Source organism: Methylogaea oryzae (assembly GCF_019669985.1).
Classification (GTDB): Bacteria; Pseudomonadota; Gammaproteobacteria; order Methylococcales; family Methylococcaceae; genus Methylogaea; species Methylogaea oryzae.
The window spans coordinates 3744848-3770992 of record NZ_AP019782.1 but is presented as its reverse complement, the minus strand read 5'-3'; the positions used below and the strand labels follow the sequence as shown (position 1 = coordinate 3770992).

Annotated in this window: 23 protein-coding genes; 16 read left to right on the top strand and 7 right to left on the bottom strand. The window is 62.8% G+C overall.

What is annotated here, in order from left to right; genetic code table 11:
- The first annotated feature begins 2 nt into the window (after positions 1–2).
- From K5607_RS16795 to pmbA, 6 genes are all read left to right on the top strand, one after another.
- The gene (locus K5607_RS16795) at positions 3–656 is read left to right on the top strand and encodes a Maf family protein (RefSeq protein ID WP_221047695.1); all 654 of its coding nucleotides are present in this window, start codon (positions 3–5) and stop codon (positions 654–656) included.
- On the top strand, positions 653–2107 hold the full coding sequence (gene rng, locus K5607_RS16790) for a ribonuclease G (protein WP_054774672.1): 1455 nt from the start codon (positions 653–655) through the stop codon (positions 2105–2107). The genes K5607_RS16795 and rng overlap by 4 nt, the downstream gene beginning before the upstream one ends.
- Before the next feature lie 12 nt (positions 2108–2119).
- Complete coding sequence (locus tag K5607_RS16785; protein WP_221047694.1) at positions 2120–5971, top strand: YhdP family protein; 3852 nt, start codon at positions 2120–2122, stop codon at positions 5969–5971.
- The gene (locus K5607_RS16780; RefSeq protein ID WP_246598908.1) at positions 5968–6822 is read left to right on the top strand and encodes a carbon-nitrogen hydrolase family protein; all 855 of its coding nucleotides are present in this window, start codon (positions 5968–5970) and stop codon (positions 6820–6822) included. The genes K5607_RS16785 and K5607_RS16780 overlap by 4 nt, the downstream gene beginning before the upstream one ends.
- Positions 6823–6830: 8 nt before the next feature.
- Positions 6831–8276, top strand: coding sequence for a metalloprotease TldD (gene tldD, locus K5607_RS16775; protein WP_221047693.1), 1446 nt, complete (start codon positions 6831–6833; stop codon positions 8274–8276).
- Between the two features lie 77 nt (positions 8277–8353).
- Positions 8354–9697: a metalloprotease PmbA gene (pmbA, locus tag K5607_RS16770; protein ID WP_221047692.1), complete on the top strand. Its 1344-nt coding sequence runs from the start codon at positions 8354–8356 to the stop codon at positions 9695–9697.
- A 164-nt stretch (positions 9698–9861) separates the two neighbouring features.
- Here the strand turns inward: pmbA and K5607_RS18215 are convergent, their stop codons facing one another.
- Positions 9862–9984: a hypothetical protein gene (locus K5607_RS18215; RefSeq protein ID WP_281427714.1), complete on the bottom strand. Its 123-nt coding sequence runs from the start codon at positions 9982–9984 to the stop codon at positions 9862–9864.
- 249 nt (positions 9985–10233) lie between these two features.
- Between K5607_RS18215 and K5607_RS16765 the strand changes: the two genes are divergently transcribed.
- Positions 10234–10662 (top strand): hypothetical protein, encoded by a 429-nt coding sequence (locus K5607_RS16765; protein WP_054773004.1) that lies wholly within the window; start codon positions 10234–10236, stop codon positions 10660–10662.
- Positions 10663–10724: 62 nt separating this feature from the next.
- Here the strand turns inward: K5607_RS16765 and K5607_RS16760 are convergent, their stop codons facing one another.
- The 4 genes from K5607_RS16760 to K5607_RS16750 all read right to left on the bottom strand — a co-directional run bounded on the left by K5607_RS16760 (position 10725) and on the right by K5607_RS16750 (position 13595).
- The gene (locus K5607_RS16760; RefSeq protein WP_221047691.1) at positions 10725–10937 is read right to left on the bottom strand and encodes a hypothetical protein; all 213 of its coding nucleotides are present in this window, start codon (positions 10935–10937) and stop codon (positions 10725–10727) included.
- 184 nt (positions 10938–11121) lie between these two features.
- Positions 11122–11250 (bottom strand): hypothetical protein, encoded by a 129-nt coding sequence (locus tag K5607_RS18210; RefSeq protein ID WP_255210620.1) that lies wholly within the window; start codon positions 11248–11250, stop codon positions 11122–11124.
- Between the two features lie 263 nt (positions 11251–11513).
- Positions 11514–12767, bottom strand: coding sequence for an AmpG family muropeptide MFS transporter (locus tag K5607_RS16755; RefSeq protein WP_221047690.1), 1254 nt, complete (start codon positions 12765–12767; stop codon positions 11514–11516).
- A gap of 57 nt (positions 12768–12824) precedes the next feature.
- Positions 12825–13595: an exodeoxyribonuclease III gene (locus tag K5607_RS16750; RefSeq protein ID WP_221047689.1), complete on the bottom strand. Its 771-nt coding sequence runs from the start codon at positions 13593–13595 to the stop codon at positions 12825–12827.
- A gap of 105 nt (positions 13596–13700) precedes the next feature.
- Between K5607_RS16750 and rpmE the strand changes: the two genes are divergently transcribed.
- Positions 13701–13904 carry a 50S ribosomal protein L31 gene (gene rpmE / locus K5607_RS16745; protein ID WP_054773005.1) on the top strand — a complete coding sequence of 68 codons (204 nt, stop codon included), beginning with the start codon at positions 13701–13703 and terminating at the stop codon, positions 13902–13904.
- Positions 13905–14065: 161 nt separating this feature from the next.
- Here rpmE and K5607_RS16740 read toward each other — a convergent pair whose 3' ends face one another.
- Together K5607_RS16740 and K5607_RS16735 are read right to left on the bottom strand one after the other, a co-directional pair.
- A complete protein-coding gene (locus K5607_RS16740) occupies positions 14066–14662 on the bottom strand; it encodes a hypothetical protein (protein ID WP_082411387.1) in 597 nt (198 codons plus the stop codon).
- Positions 14663–14679: 17 nt separating this feature from the next.
- Entirely contained in the window at positions 14680–17025 is a 2346-nt protein-coding gene (locus tag K5607_RS16735) for a penicillin-binding protein 1A (RefSeq protein WP_221047688.1), read from the bottom strand.
- A 444-nt stretch (positions 17026–17469) separates the two neighbouring features.
- On the opposite strand from K5607_RS16735, the gene K5607_RS16730 reads away from it, so the two are divergent.
- From K5607_RS16730 to K5607_RS16695, 8 genes are all read left to right on the top strand, one after another.
- Positions 17470–18531, top strand: a complete 1062-nt coding sequence (locus tag K5607_RS16730; protein WP_221047687.1) for a pilus assembly protein PilM — start codon at positions 17470–17472, stop codon at positions 18529–18531.
- Positions 18531–19097, top strand: a complete 567-nt coding sequence (locus tag K5607_RS16725; protein WP_054773008.1) for a PilN domain-containing protein — start codon at positions 18531–18533, stop codon at positions 19095–19097. Before K5607_RS16730 ends, K5607_RS16725 begins: the two co-directional genes overlap by 1 nt.
- 5 nt (positions 19098–19102) lie before the next feature.
- Positions 19103–19828: a type IV pilus inner membrane component PilO gene (locus tag K5607_RS16720; protein WP_221047686.1), complete on the top strand. Its 726-nt coding sequence runs from the start codon at positions 19103–19105 to the stop codon at positions 19826–19828.
- Between the two features lie 77 nt (positions 19829–19905).
- Complete coding sequence (locus tag K5607_RS16715) at positions 19906–20355, top strand: pilus assembly protein PilP (RefSeq protein ID WP_246598907.1); 450 nt, start codon at positions 19906–19908, stop codon at positions 20353–20355.
- 60 nt (positions 20356–20415) lie between these two features.
- Positions 20416–22593, top strand: a complete 2178-nt coding sequence (locus tag K5607_RS16710; RefSeq protein WP_221047684.1) for a type IV pilus secretin PilQ — start codon at positions 20416–20418, stop codon at positions 22591–22593.
- Positions 22594–22673: 80 nt separating this feature from the next.
- Positions 22674–23240, top strand: a complete 567-nt coding sequence (gene aroK / locus K5607_RS16705; RefSeq protein ID WP_054773014.1) for a shikimate kinase AroK — start codon at positions 22674–22676, stop codon at positions 23238–23240.
- Complete coding sequence (gene aroB, locus K5607_RS16700; RefSeq protein WP_221047683.1) at positions 23212–24294, top strand: 3-dehydroquinate synthase; 1083 nt, start codon at positions 23212–23214, stop codon at positions 24292–24294. The genes aroK and aroB overlap by 29 nt, the downstream gene beginning before the upstream one ends.
- Entirely contained in the window at positions 24275–26110 is a 1836-nt protein-coding gene (locus K5607_RS16695; RefSeq protein WP_221047682.1) for an SPOR domain-containing protein, read from the top strand. Before aroB ends, K5607_RS16695 begins: the two co-directional genes overlap by 20 nt.
- Positions 26111–26145 lie beyond the last annotated feature (35 nt).

Here is a 26145-nt window from a genome sequence, read left to right as displayed (position 1 = left end):
TCATGTTCGCCAAACCCCTCATCGTGCTCGCTTCCGCTTCGCCGCGCCGCCGCGAATTGCTGGATCAGATCGGCGTGGCCCATCGGGTGGCGGCGGCGGACGTGGACGAAACGCCGTTGCCCGGAGAGGAACCGGAGCATTACGTGCTGCGGCTGGCGGAAGCCAAGTCCTGGCAGGTCTGGCAAACCGCCGGCGACGCGTTGCCGGTGCTGGCTGCCGATACCGCCGTGGTGGTGGACGGCGAAATTCTCGGCAAGCCGCGCGACCGGGAACACGCCCTGGCCATGCTGCGGCGCTTGTCCGGCCGCGGTCATCGGGTGCTGACCGGCGTGTCGCTGCGGGCGCAGCAACATTGGCGGGCGTCGAGCGACACCTCGGTGCGGTTTCGCCCGCTGAGCGATGCCGAGATTTTGGCCTATTGGGATAGCGGCGAGCCTTGCGACAAAGCCGGCGCCTATGCCATCCAGGGCCGCGCGGCGCTGTTCGTGGAGCGCATCGAAGGCAGCTTCTCCGGCGTGGTGGGCCTGCCCTTGTTCGAAAGCGCCGAACTGATGCGCAAAGCCGGTATTCCCTTATTGGGCGGGGCGGCCGCGATCGCCGGTTCATCCCATCTCCCCGTCCGCGAGGACGGGCGCAATATCATGGAGCCGCGATGAGCGACGAAATCCTGGTCAACGTCACGCCGCCGGAAACCCGCGTGGCCATGGTCGAAAACGGCGTGCTGCAGGAGGTGATGATCGAACGCAGCCGCAAGCGCGGCCTGGTGGGCAATATCTACAAGGGCCGCATCTGCCGGGTGCTGCCCGGCATGCAGGCGGCTTTCGTGGACATCGGCCTGGACCGGGCGGCGTTTTTGCACGAGTCCGACTTAAGCGGACGCGAGCGGGAGCGCCTGGGCGGTTCCGGCATCGGCGGCCTGTTCCGCGACAGCCAGGAAGTGGTGGTGCAGGTGGTGAAGGACCCCCTCGGCACCAAGGGCGCGCGCCTGTCCACGGAAATCTCCCTGCCGTCCCGCTTCCAGGTGTACATGCCCTACAACAGCGTGTCCGGCGTGTCCCAGCGCATCGAAAACGAGGAGGAGCGCCAGCGCCTCAAGGCCGGGGCGGAGAGCTTCCAGCTGGAGCACGGCTGCGGCGGCTACATCGCCCGCACCGCCGCCGAGGGGGTGGACGAATTCGCCCTGCGCACCGACATGCTGTTTCTCTACAAACTGTGGGGATCCATCGAGCAGCGCATCAAAGACGCGCCGGCCCCTTCCCTGGTGTACGAGGAACTGCCCCTGGGCATCCGCGTGGTGCGCGACCTGTACCGTACCAAGGTGGAAAAAATCCGCGTGGACTCCCGCGAAACCCACGCCCGTCTGGTCAAATTCGCCAACGAGTTCATCCCCGAGATCACGCCGCTGATCGAGCACTACGCCGGCGAGCGGCCGATATTCGACCTGTACGGCGTGGAGGACGAAATCCAGAAAGCCTTGGAGCGCAAGGTGCAGCTGAAGTCCGGCGGCCACCTGGTGTTCGACCAGACCGAGGCCATGACCACGGTGGACGTCAACACCGGGGCCTACGTGGGCGGCCGCAACCTGGAAGAAACCATTTTCAAGACCAACCTGGAGGCGGCCCAAGCCATTGCCCGGCAGCTGCGGCTGCGCAACCTGGGCGGCATCATCATCATCGACTTCATCGACATGAAGGACGAGGAGCACAAGCGCCAGGTGCTGCAAGCCCTGGAAAAAAGCCTGGAGAAGGATCACGCCAAGAACGCCATCAGCGAGGTGTCGTCCCTGGGACTGGTGCAAATGACCAGGAAACGCACCCGCGAGAGCCTGGAGCACATCCTCTGCGCCCCCTGCCCTTGCTGCAGCGGACGCGGCGTGCTGAAAACGGCGGAAACCGTCTGCCTGGAAATCTTCCGCGAAATCATCCGCGAGGTGCGCCAGTACAACGTGCAGGAACTGATGGTGCTGGCTTCCAACGAAGTGGTGGAGCGCTTGCTGGACGAGGACGCCGACATGGTGTCGGAACTGGAGTCGTTCCTCAAGGTGAGCATCAAGTTCCGCGCCGAAGCCCAGTACAACCAGGAGCTGTACGACATCGTCCTGCTCTAGCCGCACCGCTTCGTGAAAATCGCCCTACACCTCGCCCGCACTACCCGTTTCCTGCTGACGTCCGGCTTATTGCTGACCGCCTTGGGGCTGACGACGGCCCGTTTTTGGTTGTTGCCCCAGGTGGACGCCTATCGCCAGTCACTGCAGGCCAGCTTGTCGCAAAGCCTGGGACAGGCCCTGCGCATCGGCGGGCTCAGCGCCCATATGCGCGGCTTTTCTCCAGAATTGGTGCTGAGCGACGTGGCGGTGGTGGACCCGGCCAGCGGCGCCATCGACGTGTGGCTGGGCCAGTTGCACGTGGGATTGGATTTGCCGGGTTCCCTTTCCAGCGGCGAGCTGCGTACCGGTTGGATCGCCCTGCACGGTTCCGATTTGGCGCTGCGCCGCCGCGCCGACGGCGAGGTCGTGCTGGACGGCGTGCAATCGACGGAAGGCCTGCCGCCCTGGCTGGTCGGCTACGGCCGTTTCGAATTGCAAGCCAGCCGCTTGCGCTGGCGCGACGAGGTCGCTGGCACCGACATGGAGTTCGCCGGCGCCCATTTGTTGATCATCAACGACGGATCCCATCATCGGCTTGCCGCCGACGTTTCCCAGCCGGGCGCCGGGCGCTTGCGCTGGGCGGCAGAGCTGGACGGCGACCTGGAGCACGCGGCGCAGTTGGCCGGCCGGGTATACCTGCAAGGCCAGGGGGTGAAGCCCGAGGCCTGGGATCTGCCGTCCCCGGGCGGCTTCGCCCTGCGCGCCGGCGCGGCGGATTTTCGGCTATGGGCTGATTGGCGCGACGGCGGCCTGCAAGGCATGGCGGGCTGGCTGTCGTTGGCGCAGCCGGTGCTGAGCCACGGTGCCGATGCAACGGGCCTCGCCGGTCTGGAAGGCTGGTTCCGCTGGCGCAGCGTCGGCGGGGGCTGGACGCTGGAGGCCACCCAACTGAGGCCGAACTTGGCCGGCGCGCCGTGGCCGGACAGTCGCATCAGCGTGGCGTACGAATCGGGCCGGTGGCGGGCCGCCGCCGATTACGCCCGGCTCGACGATGTGGCGGCCTTGGCCCATGGGTTGGCGCCCATGCTGCGATTGGACGGGCTGGCGACCCTCGACAGCTTGGGGTTGCGCGGCGAACTACGCGACGTGGCGCTGGCGTATGACGCCGCCGACGACGACGACGGCCAAGCCCGCTATGGCCTGTGCGCCAGCCTCAAAGGTTTCGGCATGAACGCCCATGGGACGCTGCCGGGCATCACCGGTTTGAGCGGCCGATTGTGCGGCAATGACCGGGAGGCGCGGGCGGAAGTGGCCGCCGGCCCCGGCGCGGTGGATTTGACGCAGTGGTTCCGGGCGCCGCTGGAATACACGCGGGCCGAAGGCGGCTTGCTCTGGCGCCGCGACGACGGCGGTTGGGCCTTGTCCGGCGACGGCTGGCGGCTGGAAACGCCGTCGGGGGCGCTGACCAGCCGTTTCCGCTTGGCCATGAAAAAAGACGAGGCCACGCCCGTGCTGGATTGGCAAGCGCGCCTGGAGCGCGGCGACATGAACGGGATTTTCCATTACCTGCCGGTGCACATCATGCCGCCCGCCACGGTGGAATGGTTGGACGCCGCCTTTATGGGCGGGCGGATCCTGGGGGGCGAGGCGCGCTTTCAAGGCCCCTTGGCGGCGTTTCCTTTCCTGGGCGGCGAAGGCTTGTTCCGCGTCGACGTGGACGTGGCCGACGCGCAGCTGCGTTTCGCCGAGGGCTGGCTGCCTTTGACCGGACTCAGCGCCCAGGTGTCCATCGACGGCGACAGCCTGGAGGTGCGCAACGGCCAAGGGATGCTGGGGGAAACTGCGGCCTCGAACGTGTCCGTGCGTATCGATCACATGGCGCCGGACGGGCTGTTGTCGCTGAGCGGCAGGATGCAGGGCGGTTTGCCCCAAGTGCTGGATTATTTCGCCCATACCCCCAGGGCGGCGCTGATCGAGCGGCTGAAGGAGCACACGGAAATGGACGGGCAGGCCACCGTCGATTTGCTGTTGGGGTACGCCTTCAGCGGCGACAGCGACGCGGTGGAGGTGAAGGGCGAGGCGCGCGTCGCCGACGGGCGCTTGAAGGTGGCTGCGGCCAATTTGCAGCTGGACGCTTTGCGGGGCGCGGTGCGCTTCAACGGCAGCCGGGTGCAGTCCGAAGATTTGCACGGTACTTTGCTCGGCGCGCCCGCCGCTCTCACCCTGTCCGGCGACGGCGCCGAATTGCGCATCGGTGTCGGCGGCCAGTCCACCGTGCAGAAACTCCGCGCCTGGCAGCCGGCGGAGGCTTGGGGCCAGCTAAGCGGCAAACTGGACTACAAGGTCGAGCTGGCTTTGCCCCAGGATCTCAAGGGCAGCGGCCGGGGCTTGAGTCTTACCTTCGACGGCGACTTGGCCGAAGCCGCCGTGGATTTGCCGCCGCCTTTCGGCAAGGCGGTCGGCGAGCCCGGGTCGGTGCGGCTGGAGGCCGTTTGGGACGATAAAAACGGGATTGGCTTTTTCGGCGACTACCAGGGGATGGTCAAGCTGAAAGCGCGCTTGTTAAAGGCCGCCGACGGCCGTTGGGATGCGCCGGCCGGCGAGTTGGTCCTGGGCGATGCGCCCCTCGGCGAGCCGCCGGCCGACGGCTGGCGGCTGTCCGGCCGGCTCGGGGTTGTGCCCTTGGATGCCTGGTGGGGGCGCATGGGCGGCAACGCGGGGGCGTTGGCCTACGGCGGAAAAATCCGCCAAGTGGATCTGGCGATCGGTTCCCCCAGCTGGGAAGGGCGGGACTGGGGGGCGTTTTCCTTGAACCTGCGCCGGGTAGCGGACGGTTGGGACGGTTCCCTGGAGTCCGCTGTCGCGACCGGCGCCCTCAGCCTGCCGGCAAGCTGGCCGTCGGGCCGTCCGGTGTCGCTGGATTTGGAACGGCTGGCTCTTCCGAAAATGCCCAAGGAAACCCTCGAGCGGGCCCGCCAAGCCCAAATCGATCCGGCGCAGTTGCCGGCGCTGACGGTGCGCAGCCGGCACGTGTTGTGGCAAGGCCACGATTTGGGGCAGTTGGACTGCGAGGCGGAGCATCGGCCGGAGGGGCTGCGCCTGAAGCAGTGTGCCGTCGTGTCGGATTTGCAGTCGACCAGCCTGGCGGGCGAATGGTGGCGCTCTGATACCAAGGATTTCAGCCGCTTGGATGGTAAAATGAAAATCAAGGACTTAGGCCGGTTGCTGGAGCAACTGGGGTTTGGCGACCAAGTGGTGGAAACGCCGGCTAAGTTGAAGTTCGCCCTGCAATGGCAGGACGCCCCCCAGCGCGTGGCGGCGTCGAAGCTTAACGGCGACCTGTCGGTGAACCTGGGCGGAGGCGCTTTACGCCATGTGGATCCGGGCGTGGGGCGGGCGCTGGGGCTATTCAACATCGAAACCTTAAAACGCCGCTTGCTGCTGGATTTCAGCGACGTGTTCGCCGAAGGCTTGGCCTTCGACGAAGTGCGCGGCCGTTTCAAAATCACCGACGGCAACGCGGAGACCCACAATCTGTTCATCGGTGGGCCGTCGGCGCGAGTGTTCATCAGCGGTAAAACCGATTTGGCCGGCCGCATCTTGGACCAGCTGGTCACCGTGGTGCCGCGCACCAGCCTGGCTTGGCCGATACTCGGCACTTTGGCCGGCGGTCCGGCGGTGGGCGCCGCCGTGTTGCTCGCACAGCAACTGGTGGGCGATCGGCTGGAAGGCATCACCGCCAGCCAGTATTCGGTCAAAGGCGCTTGGGACGATCCGGCCGTGGTGTTGCTGTCGCGCAATACCCCGCTGGAAGTGCTGCAACGGGCCTGGCAGGGCATGAAAGACATATCCGAATTAGCGGAACCAGAGGAAAAAAACGAATGAGCACGAATTCGCCCGGAGCGAAAGCGGCGGGCAAAACGATTTGCGCCGCCATCCAGATGGCATCCAGCCCCAACGTGTCCGCCAATTTGATGGAGGCGGAACGGTTGGTGGCCAAGGCGGCCGAAGCCGGCGCCAAGCTGGTGGCCTTGCCGGAAAACTTCGCATTGATGGGCCAACACGACACCGACAAGCTGGCCCACGCCGAACGGGAAGGCGGCGGTCCCATTCAGGAATCCCTGGCGCGCATGGCGGCCCAGAACGGTGTTTGGGTGGTGGGCGGCACCATGCCCATTGCCGGCGAAGCGCCCAACAAAGTGCGCGCCGCTTGCCTGGTTTTCGACGACCAGGGCAAGCAAGTGGCTCGCTACGACAAGATTCACATGTTCGACGTCAACGTGCCGGGCTCCGAAGAGCAGTACCGCGAGTCGGAAACCATCGAAGCAGGACGGCACCCGCTGGTGCTGGACACCCCTTTCGGCCGCATGGGCGTGGCGATTTGCTACGACTTGCGCTTTCCCGAGCTGTTCCGGCTGATGGCGGCGGAAAGCATGGATTTCCTGGTCGTCCCGGCCGCATTCACGGCGAAAACCGGCGCCGCCCACTGGGAGTTGCTGATCCGCGCGCGGGCGGTGGAAAACCTCTGTTACGTCATCGCGCCCAACCAGGGCGGCTTTCACGTCAACGGTCGGGAAACTTTCGGCCACAGCATGCTGGTGGGGCCGTGGGGCGAGATTTTGGCCTCCTTGCCCACCGGCGCCGGCGTGGTGTGCGGCGAAATCGATTTGGAGCTGATGTCCAGGGTGCGGCGGGCGTTTCCTGCGCTGGAGCATCGCCGTATGCAATGTCGCTAGGCGGAACCATGAAAAACGATACCTTGGCCGTGGCCCGGCGCTTGCTGCTGGAGCCCACCGGCATCGGCGACGACGACGTCTCCCGTTTGATGGGCGAGTTGTTCCGTAGCTCCCTCGATGCGGCGGACATTTATTTCCAGGCCAGCCGCTACGAGTCGTGGCAGCTGGAGGACGGCATCGTCAAGGAAGGCAGCTACAGCATCGAGCGCGGCGCCGGTTTGCGTGCCGTCACCGGCGAAAAAACCGGTTTCGCCTATAGCGACCAGATATTGATGCCGGAATTGCTGGAAGCGGCCCGCTGCGCTCGCGCCATCGCCGCCGGCGGCGGCCAGGGTAGCGTGAAAGTGGCGCACGGGTCCCTGCCGAAGCCGCTTTATCCCATGGCCGATCCGCTGGCCTCCCTAGGCGAGGAAGCCAAAATCGACCTGTTGCGGCGGGTGGACGCGGAAGCGCGGCGCATCGACCCGCGGGTGGAGCAGGTGATCGTCAGCTTGGCCGGCGTGCACGAGGCCATGCTGGTGGTGGATCAGAGCGGCGTCATGCACGGCGACGTGCGGCCCCTGGTGCGCCTGAACGTCAGCGTCATCGTGCAGCACAACGGCCGGCGCGAGCAGGGCAGCGCTGGCGGCGGCGGCCGTTGCGACTACGGGTTCTTCGGCGAGGAGGATCGCGCCCTGGGGTACGCCCGGGAGGCCGTGCGCCAAGCGTTGGTGAACCTGGAAGCCGGCGAGGCGCCGGCGGGCGGCATGACCGTGGTCTTGGGGCCGGGCTGGCCGGGCATTCTGTTGCACGAGGCGATCGGCCACGGCCTGGAGGGCGATTTCAACCGCAAGGGCACTTCGGCGTTCAGCGGCCGGGTCGGCGAGCAAGTGGCTTCGCCGCTGTGCACCGTGGTGGACGACGGGACCTTGCCCGGGCGGCGCGGTTCGTTGACCGTGGACGACGAAGGCACGCCGACCCAGTGCACGACCCTGATCGAGAACGGCGTGCTCAAGGGATACATGCAGGACCGGCTCAACGCCCGCCTGATGGGCGTGGCGCCTACCGGCAACGGCCGGCGCGAGTCCTACGCCCATTTGCCCATGCCGCGCATGACCAATACCTATATGTTGCCGGGCGCGCACGATCCCCAGGAAATACTCGCCTCGGTGAAGCGCGGCCTGTACGCGAAGAATTTCGGCGGAGGCCAGGTCGACATCACCTCCGGCAAGTTCGTGTTTTCCGCCAGCGAGGCCTATCTCATCGAGGACGGCCGCCTCACCCGCCCGCTCAAGGGCGTCACGCTGATCGGCAACGGCCCGGACGTGCTGACCCGCGTCAGCCAGGTGGGCAACGATTTGGCTCTGGACCCCGGCGTCGGCACCTGCGGCAAGGACGGTCAGAGCGTGCCGGTGGGCGTGGGGCAGCCGACCTTGCGGGTGGACGGCTTGACGGTGGGCGGCACCGGCGTTTGAACACAGTCCGTCGCCGTTCCATTGCGTGCGATGGTGTTGAATCTTGTCGCTTAAGGAGCGTATTGCCAGTGGCGGAAATGAACGATAAGCCCGATATGGGCGAGGAACAGGCGCGCCTGCTGGGGCTGGTGGAAGACCTGCTGCGCGAGGCCAAGGCGCAGGGCGCCAGCGGTGCGGAGGCGGCCATTAGCGTGGACCGTGGGCTGTCCGTGTCGGCTCGCTTGGGCGAGGTGGAAACCATCGAGCACCATTGCGACCAGGGGCTGGGGCTGACCGTTTATATCGGGCAGCGCAAAGGGTCCGCCAGCAGCACCGATCTTAGCCCCCAATCCATCCGCGACACGGTGGCGGCGGCCTGCCGCATCGCCCGTTACGCCGCCGAGGACGAATACGCCGGTTTGCCGGAGCCGGAAACGCTGGCAACGGCGTTCCCCGAGCTGGATTTGTATCATCCCTGGGATTTGGATGCCGGCGCGGCGGTGGCGCTGGCCATCGAATGCGAGGATGCCGGCCGCCAGCTCTCGCCGGAAATCAGCAACTCCGATGGCGCCAGCCTGTCCACCCACCAGGGCTTCCGGGTGTTGGGCAACAGCCTGGGATTCCTGCACGGCTACGCCACCAGCCGCCACAGCCTGAGTTGCGCCCTGGTCGGGCAACGGGGCGACGATATGCAGCGGGATTATTGGTATACGTCCGCCCGCGCCGCCGGCGACTTGGAGCCGGCGGCGGCCGTGGGCCGCAAAGCGGCGGAGAGGACGCTGCGGCGGTTGGAAGGTCGGTCGTTGACGACGCGGCAGTGCCCGGTACTGTTTAGCGCCGAGGTGGCGTCAGGCCTGCTGGGGCACTTCATCGGCGCGATTCGCGGCGGCAACTTGTATCGCAAGTCTTCGTTCTTGCTGGATTGTTTGGGTAAACCGGTGTTTCCGCCGTTCGTGCAGCTCCAGGAGCAGCCGCACTTGCCCAGGGCCGTGGGCAGCGCTCCCTACGATAGCGAAGGGGTGGCGACGCGCAGTAAGTATCTGGTTAAGGACGGCGTGTTGTGCAGCTATGTGCTCAGCACCTATTCCGCGCGCAAGCTGGGCATGAAAACCACCGGCAACGCCGGCGGGGTGCATAACTTGGTGATCGAGCCGGGCCGGCTCGATTTGCCCGGCCTGCTGGCGGCCATGGGGACGGGGCTGTTGGTCACGGAGCTCATGGGGCAGGGGGTGAACTTGGTGACCGGCGACTATTCGCGCGGCGCGGCGGGATTTTGGGTGGAAAACGGCGAAATCCAGTACCCCGTGGAGGAGATCACTATCGCCGGCAATCTGCGCGAAATGCTGGCCGGTATCGTGGCCGTGGGTAATGACGTGGACGGCAGGGGCAACACCCGCACCGGCTCTGTGCTGGTCGCCAATATGACGGTTGCCGGCAACTGACCGCCGACGCATGAAAAAGGCCCGGACGATCAACGTCCAGGCCTAACTCGAGAGTATCCCTTTTTTTCTTCTTATTGGAGTGGCCTTCGCGGACGAAGGCCACTGTGTTCCTTAAAGACCGCGCAAAAATAATGCTTTGGCGCACATGAAGTGCGCCATCGCCATTACAGGCTCGGCGAAACAGTGGTGTTGGAGCTCCGCTGTTTGTCACCGTCCGGCGAGTTGCCGCAGCCAACTACACCCAGGGAAACGGCGAGAACGACCAGAACGCTCACGAGCTTTTTCATAAAATCCTCCTCATTTTTTTAACGACAGTTGTTAGTGCTTTAAAGCACAGCATTTTTATAAAAAATAACGGGCGAAAATGCAAGGCATTTCTCCAGTCATTGTCGGGCGGAGTGACTTGCTATCGTCCTGGCCCGAATTGTGCTGAAATAGGCGAAGTTTTGCGGTTGGCGCGGGGTTGGCCGTCGCGTGGCGATTACCGAAGCCGTCGTTGAGCTTGCCGTAGGTATGCTGAGGCGTCGAGGAGCGAGATGAAAAAAATATACAAGTTTGCGCTGTTTGTTTTGTTGGTCGGGTTCTTGTACCTGGTCACGATGAAGGTGGTGATGCCGTTCGTGCTGGACGTTGTCAATTCGGACCTGTTCTTCAAGCAAACCGAGGACGATCCGGTTGGCGAGTTGCATAACAACCGGACTTACACGGGGTTGTTGCATTGCGAGAACAAGCTGCGCGCCGACAACGGCTTGGGCGATGTGACGCGTTCGTCCGCCGCCGAGAGCGAATATAAAGCGTGGGGGTTGGGCGACCACACCTATGTGATCAAGGCGGTGCTCGACGTGCCCGGGCCGGATAAGAGCCTGGCTCGCACCAGTGTCGGCTGCAAGATCAAATATCAGGGCGGAGACGAAGCGGATCCCGCGAACTGGTCGATTATCGGCGTTGGTGCCGCGGTCAATTGAAGGGAGGGTTCTGCGGCCGGTTCGCTGTCTAGCTAGGCTGCGAACCGGCCAAGGGCCGGTGCTTAGTCGATTCGGCGTTTTTTGGTGGTCGATTCGCGCAATACGCCGACGCCCCAGAGGCTCCAGGAGGCGCCTTTGATGATCAGGACGGGGACGGCCGCGGCCTCCAGCCCCCAGGCGGCCACCGCCGCAACGCACAATCCAGACATGCCCCACGCCGCTGCGCCCATCGGGCCGCCGATAATGACGCGGTTGAGTCGGTAGAGTTTTTCCATGGTCATGGCGCGCTTGCTGCGGTGGGTGGTCGGGCGGGGCCGTCGCTAGGGTGCTGCCATCCTAGCAGAGATTCTTTGGGTAACCAAAGGCGGGTGAGGGTTTTTCTGGGGGCGGAAAAAACTAAGGCGGGCAAGCTTCGGCTGAAAGCCGACGCTTGCCCGCCTTGCGAGCCGAAACCAGCTATTAGGTTTTCGGTTCGTCGTCGTTGAATACCCAACGAACGAGGAGGACGGCCAGAGCGATAACTACGATCGCGCCGACGATGCCGCCCGGGGTTTTCAACTTTTCAGTCAGGTCGAGAATTGCACCCATTCGTATCCTACCTTTTTTTCGAGTTAGCCAGTAACTGGGATATCTGAAAACGCAGTCGAGTGGTTATCGAGATCAGAGATGCTCTTGCCGCTCCGTATCAGAGATTCCGTATCATACAGGGTGCGGAATGCATGTCAAGCATGGGCGTGGTGGGCTTCGGCGCAGGGCGTTATCCGGCCCTCCGCAGGGCCTGGAAAGCCGCCGGTCACGGGGCGTCGCGCTAGGCGGTTGCGGCGGCGCGACGGCGGGGCTTCGGCCGGCTTTTATCCTTCGTTTGCGTTCCAGGGCGCCACTTTAAAAAGCAGTAGCATTCCCGGCGCCGCCAGTACGAAGCACAGAAAAAAGAAATCAAGCCATCCGGTTTGCTCTACGATCCAGCCCGTTGTCGCGTTGATGGCGACGCGCGGCACGGCGGCAAGGCTGGAAAACAAGGCGAACTGCGTTGCTGTGTAAAGCGGAGTGGTTGCGCGCGCTATGTAGGCGCTGAATGCCGCCGTGCCCAGCCCTACGCCGAGCGCTTCGACGCTGATTACCGCGGTCAGGGCGACCAGGTCGCGCGGAAATTCCGTCAGAAGCGCAAACCCCAGTATCGATGCCATTTGTAATGCGCCGAATAGCCACAGCGCCTTGTTGATGCCGATTCTTACCATCCAGAGGCCGCCTATCATGGCGCCGATGATGGACGGCCACAGTCCGGCGTTTTTGGCGATGAGGCCGATCTCGGTTTTGCTGAAGCCCATGTCCAGGTAGAACGGCGTGGCGAGCGCCGTGCACATGCTGTCGCCCAGCTTGTAAAGGAAGATGAAGGCGAGCACCAGTCCGGCTTGTTTCCATCCTGCGCGCGTGACGAACTCGCTGAACGGATTGACGACCGCTTCACGCAAGGTTTTGGGGCCGATCCGCGACGATTGCGGCTCTTCCACCAGCAGCGTCATCGCCACGCCCGGCAGCATGAACAGCGCGGTAACGGCGAACACGCTTTGCCAAGGCAGGTGGTCGGCGAGGATGAGGGACAGCGAGCCCGGGATCAATCCGGCGATGCGGTAGGCGTTGACGTGCACCGAGGTGCCGAGTCCTAATTCGAGATCGGGCAATATTTCGCGCCGGTAGGCGTCGAGCACGATGTCTTGGCTTGCGCTGAAAAATGCCACGATCGTCGCGAGGTAGGCGATCGTCCACATGTCCAGCCGCGGCTGCAGCAAGCCGAACGCCGGAATCGACGCCAGCAGCAAAATCTGCGTCAGCAGCATCCAGCCGCGCCGTCGCCCCAACGCCGGCAGCGCATAGCGATCCATCAGCGGAGACCAGACGAATTTCCAGTTGAAAGGGAACTGTACCAGCGCGAATAGGCCGATGGCCTTGAGGTCGACTTGTTCCGAGCGCATCCAGGCGGGCAGCAGGCTGACGAGTATATATAGCGGCAGCCCGGAGCTGAATCCGGTGAAGACGCAGATCAGCATGCGTCGGTTGAGTAGGGATTGGCGCAGCGAGGGAGGTTGTGGCGGTACGGTTTGCATGCCCGCCATTCTGCTTGAAGCGATGTTTAATTCCTAGGGCGGCGGTTGCGCCATGCGTCAAAAGGGATGCGCATAGTCGATAATGAGCGGCGCATGGTCGGAAAAGCGTTCCGCCGTGTAAATGTCCACGGTGGATATGGCGGCGCGTAGGTTCGGGCTGACTACCTGGTAGTCGATGCGCCAGCCCACGTTGTTGGCCCTGGCTTGCCCGCGATTGGACCACCAGGTGTATTGTTCCGGCGCTTGGTTGACGACGCGGAACGCATCCACCCAGCCTTCCGCGAAGCGCTCGTCCATCCACGCTCTTTCCTCCGGTAGAAAACCGGAGTTCTTTTGGTTGCCGCGCCAATTTTTCAAGTCGATGGCTTTGTGGGCGATGTTCCAGTCGCCGCAGACGATGTGCTGGCGGCCGTCGGTCAGGCGGGGGCGAAGAAATTCGGTGAAGCGTTCCATGAAGCCGTATTTGATCGCTTGCCGTTCCTCGCCGGACGATCCCGATGGCACATAGACCGATGCGACGCACAGGTCGTCGAAACGGGCTTCCAGGTAGCGGCCTTCTGCGTCCATGTCTTCCCAGCCGAAGCCGCTGACGACCTGGTCCGGTGCTTTGCGGCTGTATAGGGCGACGCCGCTGTAGCCTTTTTTTAACGCATCGAAATAGGCGCAGTGGTAACCTTCCGGCCAAAATATCCCGTCGGCCAGTTGCGCGGTCTGCGCTTTGGTTTCCTGTATGCAGACGACGTCGGCATTCTGTTGCGCCAGCCATTGGAAAAAGCCTTTTTGCGCGGCCGAGCGTATGCCGTTGGCGTTGAATGTGATCACTCGCATGAAAGTTGAGCCGTGAAGTTTGCGGGGCGGTTGCTAAGGGGCGCGGGGTTGCGTATTATGGCGTGTTTTCTTTTTCGCGCAATTTAGCCTAGGTGGAGTCGCTCAATGAAAGCAGAGATACATCCCGACTACAAGCAGGTTACCGTGACCTGCAGCTGTGGCAACAGCTTCGAAACCGGTTCGACGATCGGCCGTGACTTGAACATCGAAGTATGTTCCTCGTGCCACCCCTTTTACACGGGCAAGCAAAAGGTCATGGATACCGCTGGTCGCGTGGACAAGTTCCGTCGCCGGTACGGCCAGTCCTGATCGCGTGGGTTCAGTGCGCTAACGCTGCGGGCAGGCGGCCAGGATACCGAGCTCCCTGCCGAGCGCGCACTTAAAGCGCAACTTGGCCGGAAAACGCCCGCGGCGGCGATTGGCGGCTTTGCCGCAGCGCTGATTACTTTATACGCCGCTTCCCTTCCCTTCTATTCTCCTTTCGCCAACACCTCCCGCAGCTGCTTCAGCGATAGGCGCGGGGTGTCCTTGCCGCTCATTTTCTGGTGCCGTAGCTCGGGCGGAAAAATCAACAGTTCGACCGATGCGTCGTTGACTAAGAAGGTCAGTTTCGGATAAGTCTTCGCCGACTTGCCGCCTTGCCCGCCGACGTAAGCATCCTGTTCGGAAAACGGAATGCTCGCGTCCAGGAGGCGGTTCATGACCTGCTCGGGCGTGTCGGCGTAGAGCTCCAGCAAGATAGGCGTATGGGCGCTTGCCGTGCCGCTGGCCGCGCCGCCTGTTAGGTGGGGGTCGAACGCTTGCAGGAACTCCATCGCCTCCAGCCCCGTTTTGCGCAATCGCTCGAGGTGCTCGGCGTGCGTGTCCGCGGCGAATAGCCGCGCGTATTCCTGGGCGGCTTGATCAATGGCGTCGTTACGAGGGAAATAGGATTTATCACGCACCCCTAGCCGCTGGGCCGCTTTCTCCTTGGCCCATTGGTAATCATCGATGCTCTCGGTCACCATGAGCCGCGCCGCTTCCTGGGCCAGCAGTTGGCGCACTTGTTCTAACCGGCGATTGTTCATGGCGGACGAGGTTGGGGCTAGAACAGTGTTTCCATCCCCGATTCGGCGGGGCGTTCCGCCGCGGGCTCGCCGCCTGCGCCTGTCGCTTCGGGCGCTTCCGTGCCGGGTAGGGCATCTTGCTGGAACAGTTCGAATATGGCGTCGGGATCGTTCGGGTCGGCCAATAGCCCCGTATCTGGATCGATCTTGGCGCTGACAATGTCCGCCGGTTGCGGGAATTGCTGTTCCGGCTGGCCTTGCAGCGCTTCCCGCATGAAGTCGATCCACATGGGCAGAGCGGCATGGCCTCCTGTTTCGCCCTTGCCCAACGGCAGGGAGGCGTCAAACCCCAGCCAGCTCACGGCGACCATGGCGGGCGTGTAACCATTGAACCAAGCGTCCTTCTGCTCGTTGGTGGTGCCGGTCTTGCCGGCGATGTCGTTGCGCTTGAGTTCCAGGGCTTGGCGTGCCGTGCCGCGCCGGACGACGTCCTGCAGCAGGGAGTTCATCAGGTAATGCACTTGGGGCGAAATGATGCGCGGAGCGTTTTTGCCGTTATTGGCGTTGCCGGACGCGTCGCAGGAAGCGCAGGCCAGCGGGGGCGAAGCCTCGAATAGGCGCGCGCCTTCCTGGGTTTCCACGCGCTCGACAAAATAAGGTTGCACCAGGAATCCGCCGTTGGCGAATACTGCGTAGACTCGCGCCATTTGCAGCGGCGTCGCGCTGCCGCTGCCCAGCACCAAGCTCAGTCCGGCCGGGAGCTGATCCTTCGGTAGGCCGAAACGGGTTGCCGCTTCGATCGCCTTGTCCACGCCCATGTCGTTCAGCAGCCGCACGGAGGCCAGGTTGGTGGAGTGGATCAGCGCTTCCCGCAAGCGGATCGGGCCCAGGAATTTGCCGCTGTAATTGTGCGGCCTCCATTCCGTTTGCAGCCAGGGGTCCACGTATACAAAAGGGGTGTCGCTGAGTAGGCTGGCGGGGGTGTATCCCTGCTCCAGCGCCGCCGTGTAAACGATGGGCTTGAAGCCTGAGCCCGGTTGGCGATGGGCCTGGGTCACCCGGTTGTATTTGCTGTGGAAGAAATCGAAGCCGCCTTGCAGCGCGGTGATGGCGCCGCTCTCGGGCGCCAGTGCCACCAGCGCGCCTTCCACGGTGGGAACCTGCGTGAGCGCCCAGGTGCGCTCATCCACCTTGCGAACCCTCACCACGTCGCCGATTTGCAGGACGTCCTTGGCGCTGCGCGGCGCGGCGCCTATCCGCTCGTCCGGCAACTGCTTATGCGCCCACTTCAGCCCGTCCCAGGGGATGTCGGCCGTGGAGGAGCTGTTCAAGCGGACCTGCGCCGATTTTTCCCCTAGCGTCACGACGACGGCCGGATAGGTGTCGCCGATTTTTTCCAGGGTTTTCAGCTTCTCCAGCATTTGTTCCGTCGTCGGGCGGTCGAGGTGAGCGATCGGGCCGCGATAACCGTGGCGCTCGTCGTATTCGTGCAGCGCCAGTTGCAGGGAGCGCTCGGCGGCGTTTTGCAGGCGGCTGTCGACGGTGGCGTATACCTTGTAGCCGTTGACGTAAGCGTCTTCGCCGTAGAGCTCCACCATTTGGTTGCGAACCATTTCGGCGACGTAGGGGGCGTTCAGTTCGACGGTGCTTGGCGGCGATTCGACGTTGACGGGTTGCGCCAAGGCTGTTTGCAGTTCTTCGTCGCCGATGAAATTCAGGCTGCGCATGCGTTGAAGCACAAAGTTGCGCCTGCCCAACGCTTTTTTCGGCGCGGTGAACGGGTTATACGACGACGGCGCTTTCGGCAGCCCCGCCAGTAAGGCGAACTGGGACACATTCAGTTCTTGCAGCGGCTTGCCAAAATATACCTGCGCAGCCGCGGCGACACCGTAAGCGTGGTGTCCCAAGTAGATCTTGTTGAGATAAAGCTCGAGGATTTCCCGTTTGCCGAGGCCGCGTTCGATTTTGAGCGCAAGGAATATTTCCTTGAACTTGCGTAAAAAGGTTTTTTCGCTGCTCAGGAAGAAATTGCGCGCCACCTGCATGGTGATCGTGCTGCCGCCCTGCCGTTTATGGCCGGTGCGCAGGAATTTAAAGGCGGCGCGGAGCAAGCCCTGGTAATCCACCCCGGGATGGTCGAAAAAGCGGTCGTCTTCGGCCGACAACACCGCCTGGATGAGTTTTTCCGGCGTTTCGTCAATGGATATGGGGGTGCGTTTCTTGTCGCCGAATTGGGCGATGAGTTTGCCGTCGCGGCTGTAGACGCTGAGCGGGATCTGGTACTTGGCCTCGCGCAACGAAGCGATGTCGGGCAATTGAGGCTCGATATGCAGGTATAGCCCGAGCACCGCCAGCAGCGCGGCGATTGCGCCGCAGAGGGACAAAATAAAGCCGCCCAGCAGCCACCTGACTAACCGCGATGGGCGGCGAGGTTTGTTTTTACGGCCGTGGGCTGGTGTGGGCGGTGTCACGGTTAAGGCTTCAGCTTAACGGGATATTTTGCCGGGGCTTGACAAAGGTAGGAGAGAGATCAAATACTTGCGCGACACTGTTAAAGTGTCACGCAAGCTCATGCGACTGATACTATACTACAGCCGCATTACTTGCGCTGGCGGGGTGGGGCAATGGAGCGGCTCCTGCGATTGATCGCGCGGTCTTGGCGCCAAGGCCAGCGCCGGCTTAAGTGGAATTTCCCGCCGCATGGGCCTTGCGCCGCAAACCAAAGCGGCTGCCGGCGGTGCTGAGAAGTCTGTGACGGATTTATTCAGCGTTCCCTGAGCGGGGCGCACAATTTAAAGTCCGCGACGTTTGCGGAAGGAAATCGCCGGATGTTCATGCTCTCACGAAAAAAACCGCCCCTCTTGGGCATAGACATTAGCTCGGCGGCGGTCAAGCTGGTTGAGCTCAGTAAGGCGGGGGGGCGCTATCGCGTGGAAGGTTATGCGGTGGTGCCGCTGCCGCCCGACGCCGTGGTGGATAGGGCGATTGCCAACGTGGAAGTGGTTGGCGCAGCGGTGGAAAGCGCCATCAAACAATCCGGCACCAAGCTCAAGCATGCCGCGGTAGCCGTGGCCGGTTCGTCCGTCATCACCAAGGTGATCGCCATGCCTGCGTCGCTCCACGACGACGAGCTGGAGCAACAAATCCAATTGGAAGCCGATCAATACATTCCTTATTCGTTGGAAGAGGTTAGCCTGGATTTCCAGGTTCTGGGGCCTAGCGAAAAAAACCCGCAGCTGGTCGATGTGTTGCTGGCCGCTTCGCGCAAGGAAAACGTGGAAGACCGGGTTGCGGCTATCGAATTGGCGGGACTGAAAGCGGCCATCGTGGACGTGGAGTCCTACGCCTTGGAAGGCGCGTTTCCGCTGATTGCCGGGCAATTGCCGGAACACGGCGTCGACAAGGTCGTTGCACTGGTCGATATCGGCGCCACGGTCATGACTTTCAACGTTGTGCAAAATGGCGCGACCGTCTACGCCCGCGAACAAGGTTTCGGCGGCAAGCAACTGACCGAGGAAATCCAGCGCCGTTACGGCCTTTCCTATGAGGAGGCCGGCTTGGCGAAAAAGCAGGGCGGATTGCCCGACAGCTATGCCAGCGACGTGTTGGAGCCTTTCAAGCAAGCCTTGGCGCAACAAGTTTCCCGTTCCCTGCAATTCTATATTTCCGCCACCGCGCAGAGAGGCGTGGACTGCATCGTGCTGGCGGGCGGTTGCGCTTCGATCGCCGGGGTGGATCGAACGGTCGCCGAGCAATTAGGGGTGATGACGCTGATTGCCAATCCGTTTATCGATATGTCCTTGTCCAATCGGGTCAAGCCGCAAAACTTGGGGAAAGAAGCGCCGGCTATGATGACCGCATGCGGACTCGCCTTGAGGAGTTTCAGCTGATGGCTCGCATCAATCTGCTGCCCTGGCGTGAAGAACTGCGCAAGCAGCAGCAACAGGAATTTTTTCTCGCCATCGGTGCGGGTGTCGTGGTGGTGTGCGTGGCCATGGGGGTTGTACACGGTTACATCGGGGCGAATATCGATTACCAAGCGCAGCGCAACCAGTTTCTCCAGTCTGAAATTGACGCCTTGAATAAGCAGATCGCGGAAATCAAGGAGTTGGAAGCCAAAAAGAACCGTCTGGTGGCCAAGATGGAGGTGATTCAGCAGTTGCAGGGAAGCCGGCCGGAGGCGGTCCACTTGTTCGACGAATTGGCCAAAACCGTTCCGGATGGCGTCAAGCTGGACGAAGTCACCCAGGGTGGCCGCACCTTGAGCCTGAAGGGCGTGGCCCAGTCCAATGCCCGCGTTTCTGCTTATATGCGCAATCTCGATGGGTCTCCTTGGCTGGAAAATCCGGTTTTGAGCGTTATCGAGACCAAGGGCAGCGCTTCTGGCGACCGCCCCAACCGGTTCGATATGTCGGTTCATCAGACCGCGATCGCCGGTAGCGGGGGCAAGGAGTAATGGTTATGAATCTCGCTGAAATCAACTGGGATATCGAGTATGCCGGCCGCTGGCCTTGGCTGGTGAAAGGGACCGTTATCGCCATTGTCAGCTTATTGGTCGCCGGCGCCTGGTTTTATTTCGACACGCAAACGCAGTTGGACACACTGGACCAAGCGCAACGCAAGGAATCCGAGTTGCGTACCACGTTCGAGGTCAACCACAAAAAGGCCGCGAACCTGGCGGAATACAGGAAGCAGTTGGTGGAGATGGAAAAAATCTTTGGCGATATGTTGCGACAACTGCCGGATAAGACGCAGGTGCCCGAGCTTTTGGTCGACGTGTCGCAAACCGGGTTGGCGGCCGGTCTTGAGTTTGAGCTGTTCAAGCCGCTGAACGAGGTAAAAAAAGACTTCTACGCGGAGCTCCCCATTGATGTTCGGGTGGTGGGGTCGTATGCCAAGTTCGCTTCTTTCGTGAGCGGTTTGGCGGCGTTGCCGCGTATCGTGACCATCCATAACGTGCACATCAAGCGGAGCGGCGCGGGCGGCGGTGCAGGCAAATCCGATAATGCGGCTGCAGGGAAAACCGGCGCCAGCGATGCGTTGATTATGGAAACGCAGGTGAAAACTTACCGTTACCTCGATGAAGGCGAAGAAGCGGCCGCCAATGCCGCCAAAAAGCCCGCGCCCGGCGGCGCCAATAAGCCGGCGCCCGCCGCCGCGGCGGCGAAACCGGCGGGAGGGAAATGATGGCGTTGCATCCGATATCGCGGTGGGGCGTGTTGGCGTTGGCTTGTACGGCGTTGGCCGGTTGCGGGTCGTCGGATTTGTCCGATCTGCAGGCTTACGTCGCGGAAATCAAAAGCCGCCAGAAGGGCACTGTGGCGCCTTTGCCGGAACTTAAACCGGCAACGCCGTTCGTTTTCAATACCGAGGATTTTCGCGACCCCTTCGGCTCGGCCGAGCGGGAGGAGCACCAGGAAACGGCCGGGGGGAACGGCATTCGCCCTGATCTCAATCGGCCCAAGGAAGAATTGGAATCTTATGCATTGGACAGCTTGCGCATGGTGGGCACGCTCGCGAAGGGAAAAGTCCTGTGGGGGTTGATAAAGGCGCCGGATGGGACCATTCATCGCGTACGGTCCGGCAATTATCTAGGTAAGAATTACGGCAAGGTGGTCAGCGTGTCGGCGGATCGGATCGATTTGGTGGAAATCGTTGCCGACGGCGCCAATGCGTGGCGTGAACAACCAGCGTCCATCGCGCTTGCGGAATAGTCGTCGGAGATGCGTATGAACGCTGATAATCAAAGTGTGGATCGCGGGGGAGTCGCCAACATGTGGGTGCGTAAACGGTTCATCGATATGGCCTGCCTGTTTGGGTTGGCGTTGTTTTCCCTGTCGGCCATGAGCGCCGAAGCGTCAAGACTGGAGTCGGTGAATTTCACGACTTTGTCCGGCGACCAGTTGAGGCTGGATTTCACCCTGAGCGGCCCGGTGGCGGAGCCCGCCGTTTTCCACACCGACAATCCCGCGCGCATCGCCTTGGACTTCCCGGCGGTGAGCAATGGCTTGGGCAACAAAGCGATCCCGGTGGACACCGGTGTCGCCCGCAGCGTCAATGCCGTGGAGGCCCAGGGCCGCACTCGCGTGGTGGTCAATCTCTTGTCCATGGCCCGCTACGATGTGGCAACCGAGGGCGGCCATGTGTACCTGACCTTGTACGGCAAAGCGGAGACGCCGAAAGGCCCGGCCGGCAAGGCATCCGCATCTTCTCGGGCCGGCGGCGGCTTTCAGGGGCAGAGCGTCAAAAACGTCGATTTCCAGCGGGGCGAGAAAGGCGAAGGCCGAGTATTGATCGCGCTTTCCGACGCCAATGCGGTGGCGGACATGCGCCGCGAGGGCAATCAGATCGTGGTGTATATCCCCGGCGCTTCGGTGCCGACCGAGTTGGAAAAAAAGCTCGACGTGACCGACTTCGCCACGCCGGTGAAGAACGTAACGATCCAGGGCGAAACCGGGCGAGCCAAAGTTGTGGTGACGCCGGTGAGCGAGGACTACGAGTACTCGTCTTATCAAACGGACAATACGCTGACCATCGAGTTCAGGGCTCTCAGCCGCGCTGAACGCGAAGAGCGCCAGCGCAAGGAAGTCACCTACGGCGGGGAAAAGCTGACGCTGAACTTCCAGGACATTCCCGTGCGACAAGTGTTGCAGATCCTGGCGGATTTCACCGGCTTGAACATGGTGGCCAGCGATACGGTGCAGGGCAACGTCACCTTGCGTCTCAACGACGTGCCGTGGGACCAGGCATTGGACATCGTGCTCAAATCCAAAGGTCTGGCCAAGCGCCAGGACGGCGGCGTGGTGCGCATCGGGCCGGCTGCGGAAGTGCAGAAGCAGGAGCAGGATGAGTTGGCGGCGAATCAGAAAGTGGAGGAGTTGGCGCCGCTGATTACCGAGCTGATCTACGTCAAATACGCGAAAGCGGCGGATATGCTGGCGATCTTGCAAGGCGGCGTAGCCAGCAAGGATACGGCGAAAAACGAGGAATCGACCAAGACGGGCGGTACCGAAACCAATTCCAGCCGGGCGGCGAAGGGCGAAAGCATACTCTCGGAGAGAGGGTCGGTGGCCATGGACGACCGCACCAACACCTTGCTGGTCAAGGATACGGCGCTAAATATCGAGCGGGTTCGTCAGTTGGTGGGCAAATTGGACGTTCCGGTCAGGCAATTGCTGATCGATTCGCGCATCGTCATCGCCAGCGACAATTTCACGCGGAATCTGGGCATGAAATTCACCCAGGTGTCCGGCGGTTCGGGCAGCAGCGCGGCCAATGCCACCGGCGTTACGTACGGCGGCAATCCCTCCGCCGGTTCTTCCCAGGCCATCATGGGGTCGTTGTTCGATCTAGCCGCGGCGGATCCTCGCGCGAAAATCGGTTTCACCGTCCTGCGGGCCGCGGGCTCCTTGCTTGAGTTGGAACTGTCGGCAGGCCAGCTGGAAGGCACGGCAGAAACGCTGTCGAATCCTCGGCTTCTGGCGTCGGACGGCACGAAGTCGTTCATTAAACAGGGTACAGCGATCCCCGTGCAGTCGGGCGGCAGCGCCACAACCGCGCCGACCATCAAGTATGTCGAGGCCGTGCTGTTGCTGGAGGTTACGCCGCACATCGCTCCCGACGAAAACGTGATGCTGGAGCTTAAAATCACCAAAGACGCCGTTGGCGAGCTGGTGACCACTTCCTCCCAGGCCGGCATCACCAACCAATCCCCGGCTATCGACAAGCGGGAGATCCAGACCAACGTTCAGGTCAGGGACGGCGACACCGTGGTATTGGGCGGTGTATACGAAGACGAGAACTCGAAGGATGTGGATGGCGTTCCGTTCCTCTCCGATATCCCTTATCTCGGCAAGGCCTTCCAGCGAGAGGCGACGAAGAACAAAAAGCGCGAGCTTCTGGTATTCGTGACGCCGAAAATCGTGCGGCAAAATCTAGCGCAGACCCCTTAGACGAGCTTGGGGCCCGGGGCGTTTCGCACCCGGGCCTCGGTTCTTAAGCCCTAGAATTCAGGTTAGTTCGCGCGGCCGATATGAAGCAAGTCTGTAATATTTTCTTGATCGGCCCGATGGGGGCCGGCAAGACCACCATTGGCCGCCTACTGGGCAAATGCCTTAAGATGGAGTTTGTCGACAGCGATAGGGAAATCGAGCAACGCACCGGCGTCGATATCCCGATGATCTTCGAATACGAGGGCGAGGCCGGCTTCCGGCGGCGCGAGGCGGACACCATTGCCGATCTGGTGCGGCGGGTTCCCATTATCCTTGCCACGGGAGGGGGTTCCGTTTTGCTGCAGGAAAATCGCGCCGCCTTGGCCGCCAACGGCTTTGTCGTCTACCTGAAATGTTCGGTGGACCGCCAAGTGGAGCGCACGTTCAAGGACAGCCACCGGCCGTTGCTGCAAACCGAGAATCCTCGGCAGCGCTTGGAGCAGCTTATGGCAACGCGCGAGCCGTTGTATCGCTCCGTGGCCGATTGCACCGTGGATACCGGGCGTTATTCCAGCCGCCAAGCAGTGCGGGAAATTCTCAAAGCTTACAATCAAGCCAAGCGCAAAACGGAAAAGCAGGATGAAGACGCTCAACGTCGAGCTGGGTGAGCGCGCTTACCCCATTTATATCGGCAGCGGACTGTTGCAACGGGCCGATTTGCTGACGCGTCACGTGTCTTCCGCCCAGGTGGCCGTGGTGACCAATGACACGGTGGCGCCCCTCTATTTGGATCGCGTGTTGGCCCCTTTTGCCGATCGCGTGGTGGAAACGGTGATTCTGCCCGACGGCGAATCCTATAAAACGCTGGATTCCGCCGGGCGCATTTTCGACGCGCTGCTGGGTAAACGCTTCAGCCGCAACGCCGTGCTGATCGCCCTCGGCGGCGGCGTGATCGGCGACCTCGGCGGCTTTGCCGCCGCCTGTTATCAGCGCGGCATTCCGTTCGTGCAAGTGCCCACCACGTTGTTGTCCCAGGTGGACTCTTCGGTGGGCGGAAAAACCGGCGTCAATCACCCCCTCGGCAAAAACATGATCGGGGCCTTTTACCAGCCCCGGTGCGTGCTCGCCGATACCGATACGCTGGCGACCCTGCCCGATCGAGAGCTGAGCGCGGGACTGGCTGAAGTGATCAAATACGGCCTGATACGCGATCCCGAATTTTTCGCCTGGCTGGAAAGCAATATGGACGCGCTGCTGGCGCGCGACGCGGATGCGTTGGCATACGCCATAGAGCGCTCCTGCCGCAACAAGGCGGAGGTAGTGGCGGCCGACGAAAAAGAAACGGGCGAGCGGGCCACCCTCAATCTGGGGCACACTTTCGGCCACGCCATCGAAACCGGCTGCGGCTACGGCGTTTATTTGCATGGCGAGGCGGTGGCTATCGGCATGTGTCAGGCGGCGGACCTGTCGCGCCGCCTCGGCTGGCTGGCGGCCGCCGACGTGGCGCGTATCGAGGCCTTGTTGCGGCGCGCCAAGTTGCCGACGAAGCCGCCGGAAAACCTTGCCACGGAGCGCTATTTGGAGCTCATGGCGGTGGACAAAAAAAACGTGGACGGCCAAGTGCGTCTGATTTTGCTGGAACAAATCGGCCGTGCCACTTTGCCGCGCGGCATCGGCATGACGCAACTGCGAGCCACTTTGGATGAGTACGGAAAAGCCTGAGGCCTTTTCCGTATTACTGGATCGCCACTCGGACGTCGCCCCGGCCTTGAGTGGCAGCCCGCAGGATGTCGCTACCTATTTGTTGTCACCGGAGCGGGCCCAGCGTTTCGAATTGCTGATGCTGCTAATCTCCAACCTGGGCAAGGTGCTGGTGGTTAGCGGCCCGGACGGCATCGGAAAGAGCACTTTCCTCGGCTTGTTGAAACAGCGCGCCTTCGAGAGTTGGCGCGTGGTGCGCGTCGCCGGCGACGGGCGCTTGCGCCACGGCGACATCCTCACGCAAATCGCCGAGCAGTTGGCCATGGCCAGCGTATCGGAACACGCCCTGGCGGACTATCTGGGACAGTTGGGGCGCCATAAGAACTTGTTGGTTCTGCTGCTGGACGACGCCGGCAAGGTCGCGCCGGGGGTGTTGAGCGCCTTGTGGCAGTTCGCGTCCCAATATCCCGCGTTCCGCCTGGTGCTGGCGCTGCGTCCCGACGAGGCGCACTTGAAGATCGCCACCGACGAATCGGTTTTGGGCGATTGCCACTACATCGACATTCCGGCGCTGACCGCGCCCAGGTGCAAGTCCTACCTCAAGCGTTTAGCCACCCGCCCTCCCCGGCTGTTGTCGATGGAGGATATCACCCCCGCCCGTACCCGTGCCGTGTACCGGGCTAGCCACGGCGTTCCCGGCCGCATCATCCAATTGTTGATCGATGCTCCCGCAGTGCGGGCCAAGGCCAGGCGCCGCCGATGGGCGGCGATCGCCGCGGCGTGCATGGTCGCAGTGGCCGCCGTCGTGGCCTACCTGCAGTTCCGCCGCCCGAGCGAAGACGCGCAGGAAACGGAGGCCTTGGTTCAACCCAAGCCGTTGCCGAAGGCGCCGGCTATCGAGCCGCCGCCGGCTTTCGAGGTTCCCGCCGTGCGACCGTTGTCGTTGCCGCCGGCGCAACTGCCGGAATCCCCCGCTTTGCCAATGCCCGCCGCCCGGCCGGGCATTGTCGATGAACGATCCCCCAATGTCGGTACGGAACCGTTCAAAGAGCCGCGTCCCAGCGTCGTGTCGCAAGTCGCCGCATCAGCCCGACAGGAAACGCCCGCCGCGTCTTCGGCGGCTGACGCTCCGGTGCGGCCGGATGCCGGGATGGGGGCGAAGCCGGTTGATCCCGCGGGCAAGCGGTTGATGTTGGCGCCCGAAGGGTACGGTCCGGCCTTGGCCGGCACCGCCAAAGCGACATCGGGTGATTCCGCGACGCCGAGCGTCGACGCCGCGATGGAGCCGCCGGTCGGCGAGTTGGACGAAGAGCCGGCGGGGGGCGCCAAACCAGTCGTGCCGGTGGCGGAGCCCACCGAGAGTGGCTTAACGGCAGGCAAGCCGCCTCGTCCCACGGAAGCCGGAGCGGCTAAAAAACCGCCGACCAGCGGGGAGGCCAAGCCTTCACCGACCGCCGCCCCTCAGCCCAGCCCAGTCCAGCCCCGTGCGCCGACGGCGAGCCCCGCCCCGGCAGCTGCTGGGCTGGCTATCGCCGGCTTGCGCGACGCCGGCTGGGTGCTGGCCCAATCGCCGCAAGCGTACACCCTGCAGGTCATGGCCGTGCGGGAGGCATCCTCCATCAAAGCGTTGTTGCAGCGTTATCCCGCCATGCAGGGGCAGGTGGCGACCTACGCCAGCCGTCATGGCGCCGCTACGTCCTATCCGGTTTACTACGGCCTATTCGCTACGGAGGCCGACGCCAAGCGCGCGGCGGCGAAATTGCCCGCCGCGCTGGGTAAGCCCTTCGTCAGGCAGATGAAGCAAGTGCAGCAGGAGGCCCGGGCCGCCGCCCGCTAGCCCGCGGCCGATTTGTTCCGCCGCCGCGCGGCGGC